This is a genomic window from Streptomyces sp. W16 (assembly GCF_033194735.1).
GTDB lineage: Bacteria > Actinomycetota > Actinomycetes > Streptomycetales > Streptomycetaceae > Streptomyces.
Genome location: NZ_JAWOAI010000236.1, coordinates 1 through 14,923 on the forward strand (window position 1 = coordinate 1; position 14,923 = coordinate 14,923).

A 14,923-nucleotide genomic window follows, 5' to 3' on the forward strand; every position below is an offset into this window, starting at 1 on the left:
TCAGGGTGTAGAGCACGGTGGCGACCGGCGGCGGGCCCGGCGCGATGGAGGCGGCCAACCTGGGCGCGTACGCGGCGCCGTACGAGGACGCGATGCTGGAGGAGGCGTGCGAACTCCTGGCCGCCGCACCGTCGTTCAGCCCCTCGATCACCGAGTGGGCCCAACTCGCCTTCCAGGTCCGCACCCGCTGGCCCAAGGGCAACCACTCGATCGGCATCCCGACCTGGTTCTACGGTCATGAGCCGCCGAACGCCTTCGCCTCGCACATCGCCAAGTACTTCGCCAACACCACCCGCGAGGACGGCCTGTTGGCCCGCTCGAACGCGGGTGTGGTGTTCTTGCCGGGCGCGGCCGGGACCGTACAGGAGATCTTCGACAACGCGACGCCGAACTACTACGAGTCGCGCGGCGAGCCCACGCCGATGGTGCTCGTGGACCGGGAGCACTGGACGGAGCGGCTGCCGACGTGGCCGCTGCTGTGTGCACTTGCCCGGGAACGGTCGATGGAGAGCCGTATCGCCCTCGTTGACCGTATCGAGGAGGCTCCGGAGGCGCTGAAACGTCTCGCTCATTAAAGTGCAGGTAAAGCCAACTGCTGCACACCGCATATGCATTGACACTGCTTACGCAGCACTTATAGACCAGTGAGACTCCTGGGGGTGGTGTGGCCTCACCTCGAACGCTGCCTCATCTCCCCCTAAACCCCCCGCAGTTGCACATCCCGTGAAGGGCAAACGTGTCCATATCTCGACGTTCCGTACGCATCCTCGGCGTTGCGTCCGCCTCGGCCGCGCTCGCGCTCGGACTCGCGGGCAACGCGCTCGCCTGCAGCATCGGCGAGTTCTCCGCCGAAGCCACCTGTGACGGCACCAACGGTGTCATCACCGTCACCGACAAGGACGCCGGTGGCACCGAGGCCACCATCACGGTGTTCCTGGAGAACAACGGTGCCGACGCCAAGCAGATCGGCGACGCCCAGACGGTCAAGGGCTCGAAGGAGGGCGTCCCCGTCTCCTTCGCCGAGGACTGGCAGCCGAACGCGACGTACCGCGTCCACGTCGAGGCCGCCAATGGCCTCAACAAGAACATCTCGCCGAATCTGACCACCCCGTCCAAGGCATGCAAGGCCGAGGAGTCCCCGACCCCGACTCCGACGGAGGCCTCTCCGACCCCCTCGGAGACCCCCTCGACCCCGGCCGAGTCCGACACCCCGACCCCGTCGGCCTCGGAGAGCAGCAGCACCGCCCCCGCTACGACGACGGACAACGCACCGTCTCCCGCGGCCGGTAGCTCGAACCTCGCCGAGACCGGTGCCAACTCCAACACCGGCATGATCGCCGGTATCGCGGGCGCGTTCGTCGTCGCGGGCGGCGGAGCCGTCTACTACGGCATGCGTCGCCGCGGTGCGACCAACGGCCGCTGATCCACCCGCTGTTGCTGTTGTGGCCCGCCCGGTTCGTGGGGGTGGGCCACACGCATGTTCACTGTGCGCCGAGTACGACGATCTCGGCCGCGTCGAACTCCACCCCGACCGTGTCCCCGACCTCCGGCGCCGCCCGCAGCGCACACGCCGCCTCAAGCCGCGGCGCGCCCTGCGGCTGCAGTTGTACGGCGACATGGGTGCCCCTGAACGTGCGGGCGGCGACCGTACAGCGCAGGCCCTCGTCGGCGGGGACCAGGCGGACGCCCGCGGGGCGCACGAGGAGCGTGCGGGCGCCCTGGGGGGCGTCCTCGGGGACCGGCACCTTGCCCCAGGGGGTGTCGGCGGCCTCTCCGGCGACCGTGGCCCCCACGACGTTGTCGAAGCCGAGGAAACGGGCCACGAACTCGTCGGCGGGGCGCTGCCAGACCTCAAGTGGCGTACCGGACTGGGCGATCCGCCCGTCCCGCATCACCACGACCCGGTCGGCCAGCGCGAACGCCTCGCCCTGGTCGTGCGTGACCGCGAGCACGGTCGTGCCCAACGTGCCGAAGAGTTCCCGGAGTTCGAGGACCAGCCGCTCCCGCAGTGACCGGTCGAGCTGGCCGAGCGGTTCGTCGAGCATGAGGAGCCGGGGGCGGGGCGCGAGGGCTCGGGCGAGCGCCACGCGTTGCTGCTCACCGCCGGACAGCCCGGCGACGGCACGGTGGGCGGCACCCGGCAGTCCGACGAGGTCGAGCAACTCGCCGACCCGGGCTTCCTGTTGGTGTCTGGACGCGCCGTGCATGCGCAGCCCGAAGCCGACGTTGCCGGCGACGTCCCGCTGCGGGAAGAGCTGGTGGTCCTGGAACATCAGACCCACCCCACGCTTGTGCGCGGGCACCCCGGCCTGGTCGCGTCCGTCGAGCAACACCCGCCCGGAGTCCAGTGGTTGCAGCCCGGCCACCGCCCGCAGCAGCGTCGACTTGCCGCTGCCGCTGGGCCCGAGCACACACACGATCTCGTGCTCGGCGACACCCAGGTCGACGGCGTCGAGCACGGGCCGCCCGCCGAACCGTACGGTCCCGCTCTCAAGACCGAGCAGCAGGTTCGGTGGCATCTAGAACTCCCCCGTCCGGTCGGTGCGCAGCCGCTCAAGGACCAGCAGGGCCACCGCGCACACCACCATCAGAATCGTCGAAAGGGCCATCGCCTGGCCGTAGTTGAGATCGCCGGGCCGGGACAGCAGCCGGGCCACCGCGACCGGCAGCGTCGGGTTGTCGGGCCGCGCGATGAACACGGTCGCCCCGAACTCCCCCAGCGACACCGCGAACGCGAACCCGGCGGCGATCAGCAACGCCCGCCGTACGAGGGGCAGATCGACCTCCCGCCATACCCGCCAGGGCGATGCCCCGAGTACCGCCGCCGCCTCCCGCAGCCGCCCGTCCACCGCCCGCAGCACGGGCAGCATCGTCCGTACGACGAAGGGGACGCCGACCAGTGCCTGCGCGAGCGGCACCAGGATCCATGAACTCCGCAGATCCACCGGGGGTTTGTCGAGCGAGATCAGGAACCCGAAGCCGACGGTCACCGCCGACACCCCCAGCGGCAGCATCAGCAGCGCGTCGAAGCCCCGCACCAGCCGCCCGGCATCGCGCCGGGTCAGGGCCGCGGCGGCGAGACCGCCGATCACCACGGCGATGGCGGTGGCGGTGGCGGCGTACTCCAGCGAGTTGCCGATCGCGGCGATCGGCGGGACCAGGAAGGTGCCGCCGTCGTCGTGGGTCAGCGCCCGGTAGTAGCCGAAGTCCGGTGTGTCGAGCGACCGTTGGACCAGCACGGCGAGCGGCAGCACAAGCAGCAGGAGGACGGAGACCAGCACTCCGGCCAGCAGGGACCACTGGCCGGCCCCGCGCGGACGGCGTGCGGTCACCGACGGGTCCACGAGCCGCAGGGCCGTCTCCCGGCGCCGTACCGTCCAGGCGTGGACGGCGAGGATCGCGCCCACCGCGACGAACTGGACGATGGTGAGCACTGCGGCCGTGGAGAGGTCGAAGACTTCCGAAGTCTGGCGGTAGATCTCCACTTCGAGAGTCGAGAAGGTCGGGCCGCCGAGGATCTGCACCACGCCGAAGGAGGTGAAGGTGAAGAGGAAGACCATCAGCGCGGCGGCGGCCACGGCGGGCCCGAGCGCGGGCAGCGTCACCTTCCGCCAGGCCCGGAGCCGGGAGGCGCCGAGCATCCGCGCGGCCTCCTCCTGACGCGGGTCGAGCTGTGCCCAGAGGCCGCCCACCGTCCGTACGACGACCGCGTAGTTGAAGAAGACGTGCGCCAGCAGAATGGCCCACACGGTCGTGTCCAGCCGTACGCCCCACAAGTCGTCGAGGAGTCCGCCCCGGCCGACGAGCGCGAGGAACGCCGTACCGACGACGACCGTCGGCAGCACGAAGGGGACCGTCACGACGGCCCGCAGTACATCCCTTCCCGGGAAGTCGAAGCGCGCGAAGACATACGCGCCGGGGAGCGCGATCAGCAGCGTGAGCGCGGTGGAGGCGAGCGCCTGCCAGGTGGTGAACCACAGGACGTGCCGGATGTCGGACTGCGCGAGGACATCCCCGATCCGGCCCAATTGCCAGGCGCCGTCCACCTTGAGACCGCGCCCGACGATGGCCGCGACGGGATAGGCGAAGAACACCGCGAAGAACGCGACAGGCAGGGCCATGAGGCCGAGCCGCGTCGCGCTGCCCCTACGGTTCCGCCGCGGTGCCGCTTCGGCTACTTCAGTACGAGCGAGGTCCACGACTTGACCCACTGGTCCCGGTTGGCTGCGATCTTCGCGGGGGTCATGGTCTCGGGGTCCGAGGCCTGGCGGCCGTACTTCACGAACTCCTGCGGTACCTGGGCGCCTTCGATCACCGGGTAGACGAACATGTTGAGCGGCATGTCCTCCTGGAACTTCTTGGTGAGCAGGAAGTCGATGAAGGCCTTGCCGCCCTTGGTGTTCTCGGCGTTGCTGAGCAGGCCGGCGTACTCGGTCTGCCGGAAGCAGGTGCCGTACGACACCCCGGTGGGCGCGGTGGTCGGCTTCGGGTCGCCGTAGATGACCTCGGCGGGCGGCGAGGAGGCGTACGAGACGACGAGGGGCCGGTCGCCGCCCGCCTTCTTGCCGCCGGCAGAGCCGGAGAACTCCTGGTCGTAGGCCTGCTCCCAGCCGTCGACCACCTTCACGCCGTTGGCCTTGAGCTTCTTCCAGTAGCCCTGCCATCCCCCGTCCCCGTACTGGGCCGCACTGCCGAGCAGGAAGCCGAGGCCGGGTGAGGAGGTGGCCGCGTTCTCGGTGACGAGGAGGTTCTTGTACTCGGGCTTCACGAGGTCCGCGAACGAGGTCGGCGGGGTCAGCTTGTGCTTGCTGAAGTAGGCCTTGTCGTAGTTGACACAGATGTCGCCGGTGTCGATGGGCGTGACCCGGTGCTTGGTCTCGTCGACGCGGTACGCGGGCTTGACGGTGGCGGTGCCCTTCGCGTCGTAGGACTGGAAGAGGCCGTTGTCGAGCGCACGGGAGAGCAGGGTGTTGTCGACGCCGAAGAAGACGTCGCCCTGGGGGTTGTCCTTGGTCAGGATCGCCTTGTTGACGGCCTGGCCGGCGTCGCCGTCCTTGAGGACCTTGACCGTGTAGCCGGAGTGCTTCTCGAAGTCCTTGAGGACGTTCTTCGAGACGGCCCACGAGTCGTGGCTGACGAGGGTGACGGTCTTGGAGTCGGATCCGCCGTCCTGGTCCGACCCCGACCCGCACGCGGAGAGCGTGACCAGGCCGAGGCCGACGAGGACAGCACAGTACTTCTTGGTGTTCACGGTGATGACCGAACTTCCTACCCAGAATGACCTGGGCGAGGTTCAGAGGGTCTGCGGCCCGATTGCCGCACTCTCAGCGCTGCGCGCTCCCCTGTCGGATATGAAGATGTACGTACAGGTGGTACGGGTGAAGATTACCGCTCGGTGGCCGCGAGCTGGCCGCACGCTCCGTCGATCTCCTGGCCGCGGGTGTCCCGGACGGTGACCGGCACCCCATGGGCCGCGATGGCCTCGACGAACGCCTTCTCGTCCTCGGGGCGGGAGGCCGTCCACTTCGAGCCCGGCGTCGGGTTCAGCGGGATCAGGTTGACGTGCACGGGCTTGCCCTTGAGGAGCCGGCCGAGCCGGTCACCGCGCCACGCCTGGTCGTTGATGTCACGGATCAGCGCGTACTCGATGGACAGCCGACGCCCCGACTTCGCCGCGTACTCCCAGCCCGCGTCGAGGACCTCGCGCACCTTCCACCGGGTGTTCACGGGGACCAGGGTGTCGCGCAGCTCGTCGTCGGGCGCGTGCAGCGAGATCGCGAGCCGGCACTTGAAGCCCTCGTCGGAGAACCGGTGGATCGCCGGGACCAGTCCGACCGTCGAGACGGTGATCCCGCGCTGCGAGAGGCCCAGGCCGTCCGGCTCGGGGTCGGTGAGGGCCCGGATGGACTGGACGACCCTCTTGTAGTTGGCGAGGGGCTCGCCCATGCCCATGAAGACGATGTTCGAGAGCCGGGCAGGACCGCCGGGAATCTCGCCGTCGCGCAGCGCGCGCATCCCGTCGACGATCTGGTGCACGATCTCACCGGTCGACAGATTGCGGTCGAGGCCGGCCTGACCGGTCGCGCAGAACGGGCAGTTCATGCCACACCCCGCCTGCGAGCTGATGCACATGGTGACCCGGTCCGGGTACCGCATCAGCACCGACTCGACGAGCGTCCCGTCGAACAGCCGCCAGAGCGTCTTGCGGGTGGTCTCCTGGTCGGTCGACAGATGCCGTACGACGGTCATCAGCTCAGGAAGCAGCGCCTCCTGCAGCTTGGCGCGCGAACCGGCGGGGATGTCGGTCCACTCCGCCGGGTCGTGCGCGAGGCGCGCGAAGTAGTGCTGCGAGAGCTGCTTGGCGCGAAACGGCTTCTCCCCGATCGCGGCGACGGCTTCCTTGCGCTCGGCGGGCGTGAGATCGGCAAGGTGCCGCGGCGGCTTCTGGGCTCCGCGGGGGGCGACGAATGTGAGTTCTCCGGGCTTAGGCATGGCCCTACCAGTGTCGCAGACATACGAAGAGGGACTCGCCGCCCTGTGGACAACGAGCCCCTCACGCACAAACCCACAGGTCAGGCCGTGTTTCAGCCGGATCCGACGAACAGCACCAGCAACAGCCACACCACGGGAGCGGTCGGCAGCAGAGAGTCCAGCCGGTCCATGATGCCGCCGTGGCCCGGCAGCAGCGTGCCCATGTCCTTGATGCCGAGGTCCCGCTTGATCATGGACTCGCCGAGGTCGCCCAGCGTGGCGCTGGCCGCGACCGCGAGGCCCAGGACGAGCCCCTGCCACCAGCTGCCGTCGTCGATCAGGAACTGCATGCACAGCGCGCCCGCCACCATCGCGAAGGACACCGCCCCGAACAGGCCCTCGCGGGTCTTTCCGGGGCTGATGCGCGGGGCGAGCTTGTGTGTGCCGAAGCGCCAGCCGACGGCGTAGGCGCCCGTGTCGCTGACCACGGTCAGCAGCAGGAACGTCAGGACCCGCCAGGCGCCGTCGTCGGCGGTGAGCATCAGGGCGACGAACGTGGCGAGGAACGGCACGTAGAACGCCGCGAAGACACCCGCCGTGACGTCCTTGAGGTAGCCCTCCGGCGGTTCCGTCATCCGCCATACGAGGACGGCGAGCGCCGTGAGCGCCATGGCGACCCAGGCGCCCTCGGGACCCCGGACGTAACCGGCGACGACCATCGCGGCACCGCCGACCGCGAGGGGCACGAGGGGCGCCTTGATGCCCTTGCGCTCCGTCAGCCGTGAGGTCAGCTCCCACAGGCCCACCACGACGGCGACCGCTATCACGCCGATGAACACGGCCTTGACGACGAACAGGGACGCGACGATCACCGCGCCGAGTCCGACCCCGACCCCTATGGCCGCACCCAGGTCCCGGCCCGCGCTCTTCTTCTGCGGGGCGGGCGCCGGTGGCGGGACGTCGGGCATGGGCTCCGGATTCTGCGGCACCGCCCCGTAGGGCTGCGTCTGCGGCGTGTCAGAGGGCTGCGTCCGCGGGTCGTACGACGGCGACTGCCGTACGTCGTACGGCGGTTGCTGCGTCTCGTCGCGGAACAAGGGGCCGCTCAGCCGAGCGGCCCCCCGGTCGTCATCCTGGTGTCCGCCGTATGCGGGCTCGTCGGGCACGATGGGCATGGGGCGAGTCTGCTGCGCCTCAGGCGCATCGTACGTGGGACCCGCCGGGGCAGCCCCCTGGACAGGCCCCTGGTCGGACGGCCCCCAGTACCCGGCTTGTGGCGGTGCCCCCCAGGAAGAGTCGTTCATCAGACCTCTAGCAGCTCCGCTTCCTTGTGCTTGAGGAGTTCGTCCACCTGGGCGACGTACTTCGCCGTGGTGTCGTCGAGCTCCTTCTCCGCACGACGGCCCTCGTCCTCGCCGATGTCGCCGTCCTTGATCGCCTTGTCGATCGCTTCCTTGGCCTTGCGGCGGATGGAACGGATCGAGATCTTGGAGTCCTCGGCCTTGGTCTTGGCGACCTTGATGTACTCCTTGCGGCGGTCCTGCGTCAGCTCGGGGAACGTCACACGGATGATGTTGCCGTCGTTGCTCGGGTTGACGCCGAGGTCCGAGTCGCGGATCGCCTGCTCGATGTTGCGCAGCGCGGTCTTGTCGAACGGGGTCACCACGGCCATCCGCGGCTCCGGCACGGAGAACGAGGCCAGCTGGTTGATCGGCGTCAGTGCCCCGTAATAGTCCGCCACGATCTTGTTGAACATCGCCGGGTGCGCACGGCCGGTACGGATCGCGGCGAAGTCCTCCTTGGCGACCACGACGGCCTTCTCCATCTTCTCCTCGGCTTCGAGGAGGGTCTCTTCGATCACCACTTGCTCCTGCGTGTCTTGAGTAGGCCCGGCTGCTGTGCTGTGTCGGCGTCGGCGGCCGGCTGCGTCGCGTCTTCTTCCTGCACGGTTCCCGACCGGCAGGACATTGTCCATCCCCCGGTCAGGGTCATCAGCCCTGGCTGCCTTGGTCACCCACAAGCGTGCCGATCTTCTCACCCTTGACGGCGCGGGCGATATTGCCCTCCGCCAGAAGCTCGAAGACCAGGATCGGAAGCTTGTTGTCGCGGCACAGCGTGATGGCGGTCATGTCCGCGACCTTGAGGTCCTGGGTGATGACCTCGCCGTAGCTGAGCGCATCGAACTTGACGGCCTCGGAGTTCGTCTTCGGGTCGGAGTCGTAGACCCCGTCCACGCCGTTCTTGCCCATCAGCAGCGCCTCGGCGTTGATCTCCAGGGCGCGCTGGGCGGCGGTGGTGTCGGTGGAGAAGTACGGCATGCCCATACCGGCGCCGAAGATGACCACGCGGCCCTTCTCCAGGTGGCGCACGGCGCGCAGCGGGATGTACGGCTCGGCGACCTGGCCCATGGTGATGGCGGTCTGGACGCGGCTGTCGATGCCCTCCTTCTCCAGGAAGTCCTGGAGGGCGAGGCAGTTCATCACCGTGCCGAGCATGCCCATGTAGTCGGAGCGGGCCCGGTCCATGCCGCGCTGCTGGAGTTCGGCGCCGCGGAAGAAGTTGCCGCCGCCGATGACGACGGCGACCTCCGCGCCGTCCCGTACGACGGCCGCGATCTCGCGGGCGATCTTGTGCACCACGTCGGGGTCGACGCCCAGGCCACCGCCGCCGGAGAAGGCCTCTCCGGACAGCTTCAACATGAACCGGCCGCGTACCTTGCCGTCGTCGGTCTTCTGGGGCTTGGTGGTCATGACGTTCTCGCCTCTTTTACGTGGTCGCACATACGAAGAAGGCCACTGCCGGTGGGGTGTCTGTCGCATCCCATGCTCGGCAATGGCCTCCTCGTCAGATCTGCTGTCGTCCGCCACGCGCGCGTGCGCGACGGCGTACCGGGCCGACTGCTGACGACCCTAGCGGGATTCCGCGGGCCGTCGCGCGTCGATCGCGGTACGGACTCAGATGCCGACCTTGATGCGCGTGAAGCGCTTCAGGGTGACACCCGCCTCGTCCAGAACCTTCTGGACGGACTTCTTGGGGTCGAGCGCGTACGGCTGACCGAGCAGCGTCGCGTCCTTGAAGAAGCCGTTGACACGACCCTCGACGATCTTGGAGATCGCGGCCTCGGGCTTGCCCTCGGCGCGGGTGGTCTCCTCGGCGATACGGCGCTCGGACTCGACGACCTCGGCCGGCACGTCTTCCTTGGCCAGGTACTTCGGCGCGAAGGCGGCGATGTGCTGGGCGACACCGCGGGCGACCTCGGCGTTCGGCTTGTCCAGCTCGACGAGGACACCGATCTGCGGCGGCAGGTCGGGCATCGTGCGGTGCATGTACGCGGAGACGTAGCCGTCGGCGTACTGGGCGAAGCGGTCCAGGACGATCTTCTCGCCCAGGTTCGCGTTGGCCTCGTCGACGAACGCCTGGACCGTCTTGCCGGACTCGATCTCGGACGCGAGCAGCGCCGGGATGTCGGCCGGGGCGGTGGCGGCGACGTGCTGGGCGATCTGGTTGGCGACGGCCTGGAACTTCTCGCCCTTGGCGACGAAGTCCGTCTCGCACTTCAGCTCGACCAGGACACCGGAGGTGTTGTCGTCGGCGATGACGGAGACCACGGCGCCGTTCTCGGCGGAGCGGCCCTCGCGCTTGGCGACGCCCTTCTGGCCCTTGATACGGAGCGCCTCGACGGCCTTCTCGACGTTGCCGTCGGCCTCGTCCAGCGCCTTCTTGCAGTCCATCATGCCGGCGCCGGTGAGCTCACGGAGCTTCTTGACGTCGGCGGCGGTGTAGTTCGCCATGATCTGAAAATCTCTTCTCGGAGTTCGAAGTCTCGAAGTCGGCGGCGGCCGCGTGGTGAGCGGGCTCCCGCCAAAGATCTACGGGCTACGAAGATCTAGGGGCTGTGAGTGAACGGCGGGTGGCGCGGTCCGCACCACCCGCCGTCACTTCAGTCAGCCCTTTGGCCCGGAAGGTCAGGCCGTTGGCCGGAGGATCAGGCCTGCTCGGCCTCGGCGGCCGGAGCAGCCTCGACCTCGACCTCGGCGGCGGGGGCCTCGACGACCTCGGCAGCGGCCTCAGCGGCAACCGGAGCCTCGTCGGCCTGCTCGGCGTCGGCGACCTTCTCCGTCTCGGCGGAGGTCTGCACCTCGGCCTCGGCGGCGGGGGTCTCGTCGGCCTTCTTCTCGCCTTCGAGCAGGTCGCGCTCCCACGCGGCGAGCGGCTCGCCGGCGGCCTTGTCACCCTTGGCCTCGGCGGCGACACCGGAGCGGCTGATGAGGCCCTCGGCGACGGCGTCGGCGATCACGCGGGTGAGCAGGGTGACGGAGCGGATCGCGTCGTCGTTGCCCGGGATCTTGTAGTCGACCTCGTCGGGGTCGCAGTTCGTGTCGAGGATGGCGACGACCGGGATGTTGAGCTTCCGGGCCTCACCGACCGCGATGTGCTCCTTCTTGGTGTCCACGATCCAGACGGCGCTGGGAACCTTGGACATCTCGCGGATACCACCGAGGGTCTTCTCCAGCTTGGCCTTCTCGCGCGAGAGCACGAGAAGCTCCTTCTTGGTGAGACCGGACGCGGCGACGTCCTCGAAGTCGATCTGCTCAAGCTCCTTGAGGCGCTGCAGACGCTTGTAGACGGTGGAGAAGTTGGTGAGCATGCCGCCCAGCCAGCGCTGGTTGACGTAGGGCATGCCGACGCGGGTGGCCTGCTCGGCGATGGCCTCCTGCGCCTGCTTCTTCGTGCCGACGAACATGACCGTGCCGCCGTGGGCGACGGTCTCCTTGACGAACTCGTAGGCGCGGTCGATGTACGACAGCGACTGGAGCAGGTCGATGATGTAGATGCCGTTGCGCTCCGTGAAGATGAACCGCTTCATCTTCGGGTTCCAACGACGGGTCTGGTGACCGAAGTGGACGCCGCTTTCCAGCAGCTCCCGCATCGTGACGACGGCCATGGCCGTTCTCCTTGATTTTCTCGGTTGTGCCGCGAGCACCGGGACGGCACTCGCGCCTGACGCCCACGTGCGCGTGCCCAGAGGACCGAGGAGCGCTGACACCGGTTTTCGTCTCTCGACGGAGGACCAGATGTCGGGGCGTGCGAAGTCGACCCGGTGACCCGGATCGCCAAAGGAAGTGTACGGGACCCGCGAGGTACCGGGTGACGCCGTTGTCCACAACCGCCCGCCGGCCCACAGATCCCGGCCATGATCGGCACGGGTACGGCACGGTTTGTGCCATGCGGATGCGACGAGATGACCGAACTGTACGTACTGGCCTCGCCTTACTACTGGCCCTCCTCTTGACCCTGTTGACCTGTACGGCCCGAGCGAACGACAGCCCTCCCCCGGCACCCGGGATCCCCATCCCCTCCGTACCAGCGATCGCGCGCACCTGGCCGGTCGGCTCGCACCCCCTGGTCCTACGAGGCTGGGAACCCCCGGCAACTCTCTACGCCCGGGGCCACCGAGGCGTGGACCTGGCGACCCCGGCCGGCACTCCGGTACGGGCGGTGGCGTCGGGCCGGGTGTCCTTCGCGGGCCGGGTGGCGGGGAGGGGTGTGGTGTCGGTCGAGCTGACAGGGACGGATCTGCGCACGACGTACGAGCCGGTGAGCGCGACCGTGAGGAAGGGCGACGAGGTGGAGCCGGGCGAGGTGGTGGGGACGGTGGAGATCACCGGCTCGCACTGCGCGACTTCGTGCGTGCACTGGGGCCTACTGAGAGGGGAGACGTACTTGAACCCGCTGGCGCTACTGCCGCCGTGGCTGCTGAATCGGGGCCCGTCCCGCTTGTTGCCGGTTCTCGCAACGCCCGTCTTTTAGGGGCGCGGGGAACTGCGCGCCCAGCCCCCACCGGCCCCGCAGCCGAAACTCAACCCTGAACCCCCCGCAAAGCCATACTCACCGCAGCCTCAGTAATCACCGAGGGATCCTCCGCAGCCCCCAGCTCAATCCGCCGCACAGCCGCATCAACAACCCCTTGCAGCAACATCGCCGCCAACCGAGGCTCCCCGTGCCCCATGTCCCCGAGCGCAGAGACGATCATCGCCACCAACCCCCCATGCGCGGCACGAATCTTCTCCCGCGCCCCCGCATCGAGCTCGCTCGCAGAGATGGCAACTACAGCCCGATGCCGCCGGTCCCCGACCAACGCAAGCTGCTGCCGCACATACGCCTCGACCTTGCCCTCCGCCGAGTCCGCCCGCTCCATCGCCGCCGACACATCCGCCGCCCAGACGGGAAAGTCGACCTCGCACAGCTCCTCGACGACAGCGGCCCGAGAGCGGAAGTACTCATACACGGACGACCGCGCGAGCCCCGTCCGCTCGGCCAGGGCCGGGAACGTCAGCGCCTCCGTCCCGCCCTCGGACAGCAGGGAACGAGCCGCGTCCAGCAGGGCGGCTCGCTGCATCGACCGGTGCTCGGCCACGGAGGCCGCTCGAATCCTTGGCACGTCAACCACTCTACGGACGGTCCACCCCCGGCGGGAGAGACCGGGGCCATGCAGGCACGATTCTGCGAGGTCGAGAGGGCGGTACGGCTTTCGCTCAACGGCCGAAACTCGCCAGCTTGGCGCGCAGCTGCAGCACGGACTTGGTGTGGATCTGGCTGACGCGGCTCTCGGTCACCCCGAGCACATTGCCGATCTCGGCAAGGGTGAGCCCTTCGTAGTAGTACAGCGTGACGACGGTCTTCTCCCGCTCGGGCAACGTGTTGATCGCCCGTGCCAGGAACCGCCGCAGCTCCCGCCCCTCCGCCACCTCCACCGGGTTGTCGGCGGCGGTGTCCTCCAGGGTGTCCATCAGGCTCAGCCGGTCGCCGCCCTCGCCGCCGGCGTGCAGCAGCTCCTCCAGCGCCACCACGTTGGCCAGCGACAACTGGCTGAAGACGGCGTGGAGTTCCTCCACCGCGATGCCCATCTCGGCGGCCACCTCGCCCTCGCTGGGGGTGCGCCTGAGCCGCGCCTCCAGCGTGGCGTACGCCCGCTCCACGTTCCGCGCCTTCTGCCGCACCGAGCGCGGGATCCAGTCCAGCGCGCGCAACTCGTCGATCATCGCGCCCCGGATGCGGGTGATCGCGTACGTCTCGAACTTGATCTCCCGCTCGATGTCGAACTTCTCGATGGCGTCGATCAGTCCGAACACCCCCGACGACACGAAGTCCGCCTGTTCCACATTGGGCGGCAGCCCGACGCTCACCCGTCCCGCGACGTATTTCACGAGCGGCGAGTAGTGCAGGATCAGCTGCTCGCGCAGCCGCTCGTCGCCCGTCGTCTTGTACGACCGCCACAGCTCGTCGAGCGTCGAGGGAGCGGGCGGCCGGACGCTGCCACCGTCACGGGCGGCTGGGGGGATCGCCGCCGCCCGGTCGGACCCGGAGGTGTGCTGGGGCATTCGTCGCCTTGTGCCGTTCTGCCGTGAAGTGGGGTTGCCTGGGTGAGCTGTCGGAGTGATGGGGAGTTACTGGTCTGTCTGCCGGTCTGTGCCGGAATCCCCGTGAGCGTAGCGTGACTGGAGTGTTGCGGTGTGCGAAGGGCAGGGCTCGGACCGGGCACGGACGCGTTCGACAGGGGGCCGGAACGGCTCGCTCCGATTGCTCTGCGTGATCATCGGAATGCGCCAACTGCGGGAATTCCCAAGGGTGTCGGGGTTCCCCCGGACGGCCGAACACGCTCGGTCAGCGGCGCCCCCGATCGGGCCGGACCGAGATCATCGCTTGGCGTGTCAACTTCCAGCCGTCGCCGTGTCGTTCGACGTAACCAAGTGCTCGGAGTTCGTACAGTCTCGCGACCGCGTCGTCCTCCGTGGTCTGCGCACCCCGCGCGATCTCCCGCACCGCTGCCGCCCTGTTGCCGGGGAGTGCGGCGAGGATGCGGCGGGCGGCCGGTTCCAACAGGTCGCGCGGGAGCACCGGTCCGCGTCGGTCCGGAGCCAGTTCGCCCATGTCCCCGACCAGTTCGACGACTTCGGCGGCGTCGGTGACCAGCACCGCGTCACCGCGCAGGAGTTCGTGCACACCGGCGGACAGCCCGCTGGTGGCCGGACCGGGTACCCCTATCGTGTGGCGCCCCAGCCGCTGCGCGGCCCGAGCGGTGACGAGGGACCCGCTCCGATAGGCGGCCTCGACAACCACGGTGCCCCTGGTGAGCGCGGCGATCACCCTGTTCCGGAGGATGAACCTGCTCGGTGTCGGATGCTCGCCGGGCGCCAACTCGCCTACCACCAGCCCTTGTTCGGCGATCCTGCTGATCAACTGGGTGTGGCCGCGCGGATAGGGCCGGTCAACACCGCAGGCGAGCACGGCGACGGTGGCACCGCCCGCGCCGAGGGCGCCGCGATGAGCGGCACCGTCGACTCCATAGGCTCCGCCGGACACGACCACCCAGCCCTCCTCGGCGAGGCCGGCGGCGAGGGTGGCCGCCATGTGGGCGCCGTACTCGGTGCAGGCGCGGGCGCCGACGACG

General features: G+C 69.0%; 14 protein-coding genes and 1 pseudogene. 3 read left to right on the top strand and 12 right to left on the bottom strand.

Going from position 1 to position 14,923, the window contains the following annotated elements; all coding sequences use genetic code 11:
• Positions 1-14 precede the first annotated feature (14 nt).
• A pseudogene (locus R6V09_RS28145) lies at positions 15-575 on the top strand (LOG family protein); the annotation flags it as partial.
• A 161-nt stretch (positions 576-736) separates the two neighbouring features.
• A complete protein-coding gene (locus R6V09_RS28150; RefSeq protein WP_317884246.1) occupies positions 737-1,423 on the top strand; it encodes an LAETG motif-containing sortase-dependent surface protein in 687 nt (228 codons plus the stop codon).
• Positions 1,424-1,481: 58 nt separating this feature from the next.
• On the opposite strand, the gene R6V09_RS28155 is transcribed toward R6V09_RS28150, so the two are convergent.
• The 9 genes from R6V09_RS28155 to rpsB form a co-directional block, all read right to left on the bottom strand.
• Positions 1,482-2,519: an ABC transporter ATP-binding protein gene (locus tag R6V09_RS28155; RefSeq protein ID WP_317884247.1), complete on the bottom strand. Its 1,038-nt coding sequence runs from the start codon at positions 2,517-2,519 to the stop codon at positions 1,482-1,484.
• Positions 2,520-4,121 (bottom strand): ABC transporter permease, encoded by a 1,602-nt coding sequence (locus tag R6V09_RS28160; RefSeq protein WP_317884248.1) that lies wholly within the window; start codon positions 4,119-4,121, stop codon positions 2,520-2,522.
• 53 nt (positions 4,122-4,174) lie between these two features.
• Entirely contained in the window at positions 4,175-5,251 is a 1,077-nt protein-coding gene (locus tag R6V09_RS28165) for a thiamine ABC transporter substrate-binding protein (protein WP_317884249.1), read from the bottom strand.
• A 134-nt stretch (positions 5,252-5,385) separates the two neighbouring features.
• Positions 5,386-6,492 (bottom strand): 23S rRNA (adenine(2503)-C(2))-methyltransferase RlmN, encoded by a 1,107-nt coding sequence (gene rlmN, locus R6V09_RS28170; RefSeq protein ID WP_033282638.1) that lies wholly within the window; start codon positions 6,490-6,492, stop codon positions 5,386-5,388.
• 92 nt (positions 6,493-6,584) lie between these two features.
• On the bottom strand, positions 6,585-7,775 hold the full coding sequence (locus tag R6V09_RS28175) for a phosphatidate cytidylyltransferase (RefSeq protein WP_317884250.1): 1,191 nt from the start codon (positions 7,773-7,775) through the stop codon (positions 6,585-6,587).
• Positions 7,775-8,332, bottom strand: coding sequence for a ribosome recycling factor (gene frr / locus R6V09_RS28180; RefSeq protein WP_317884251.1), 558 nt, complete (start codon positions 8,330-8,332; stop codon positions 7,775-7,777). Before frr ends, R6V09_RS28175 begins: the two co-directional genes overlap by 1 nt.
• Positions 8,333-8,462: 130 nt before the next feature.
• Positions 8,463-9,221: a UMP kinase gene (gene pyrH / locus R6V09_RS28185; protein WP_317884252.1), complete on the bottom strand. Its 759-nt coding sequence runs from the start codon at positions 9,219-9,221 to the stop codon at positions 8,463-8,465.
• A 204-nt stretch (positions 9,222-9,425) separates the two neighbouring features.
• Positions 9,426-10,262 carry a translation elongation factor Ts gene (gene tsf / locus R6V09_RS28190; protein ID WP_317884253.1) on the bottom strand — a complete coding sequence of 279 codons (837 nt, stop codon included), beginning with the start codon at positions 10,260-10,262 and terminating at the stop codon, positions 9,426-9,428.
• Positions 10,263-10,456: 194 nt separating this feature from the next.
• Positions 10,457-11,416 (bottom strand): 30S ribosomal protein S2, encoded by a 960-nt coding sequence (gene rpsB, locus R6V09_RS28195; RefSeq protein ID WP_317884254.1) that lies wholly within the window; start codon positions 11,414-11,416, stop codon positions 10,457-10,459.
• A gap of 281 nt (positions 11,417-11,697) precedes the next feature.
• Between rpsB and R6V09_RS28200 the strand changes: the two genes are divergently transcribed.
• A complete protein-coding gene (locus tag R6V09_RS28200; protein WP_317884255.1) occupies positions 11,698-12,282 on the top strand; it encodes a M23 family metallopeptidase in 585 nt (194 codons plus the stop codon).
• A gap of 49 nt (positions 12,283-12,331) precedes the next feature.
• Here R6V09_RS28200 and R6V09_RS28205 read toward each other — a convergent pair whose 3' ends face one another.
• From R6V09_RS28205 to R6V09_RS28215, 3 genes are all read right to left on the bottom strand, one after another.
• A complete protein-coding gene (locus tag R6V09_RS28205) occupies positions 12,332-12,889 on the bottom strand; it encodes a TetR/AcrR family transcriptional regulator (protein ID WP_317884256.1) in 558 nt (185 codons plus the stop codon).
• A 118-nt stretch (positions 12,890-13,007) separates the two neighbouring features.
• A complete protein-coding gene (gene whiG / locus R6V09_RS28210; protein ID WP_317884257.1) occupies positions 13,008-13,853 on the bottom strand; it encodes an RNA polymerase sigma factor WhiG in 846 nt (281 codons plus the stop codon).
• A gap of 283 nt (positions 13,854-14,136) precedes the next feature.
• Positions 14,137-14,923: DNA-processing protein DprA (locus tag R6V09_RS28215; RefSeq protein ID WP_317884258.1), on the bottom strand; the 787-nt coding region annotated here is incomplete at its 5' end.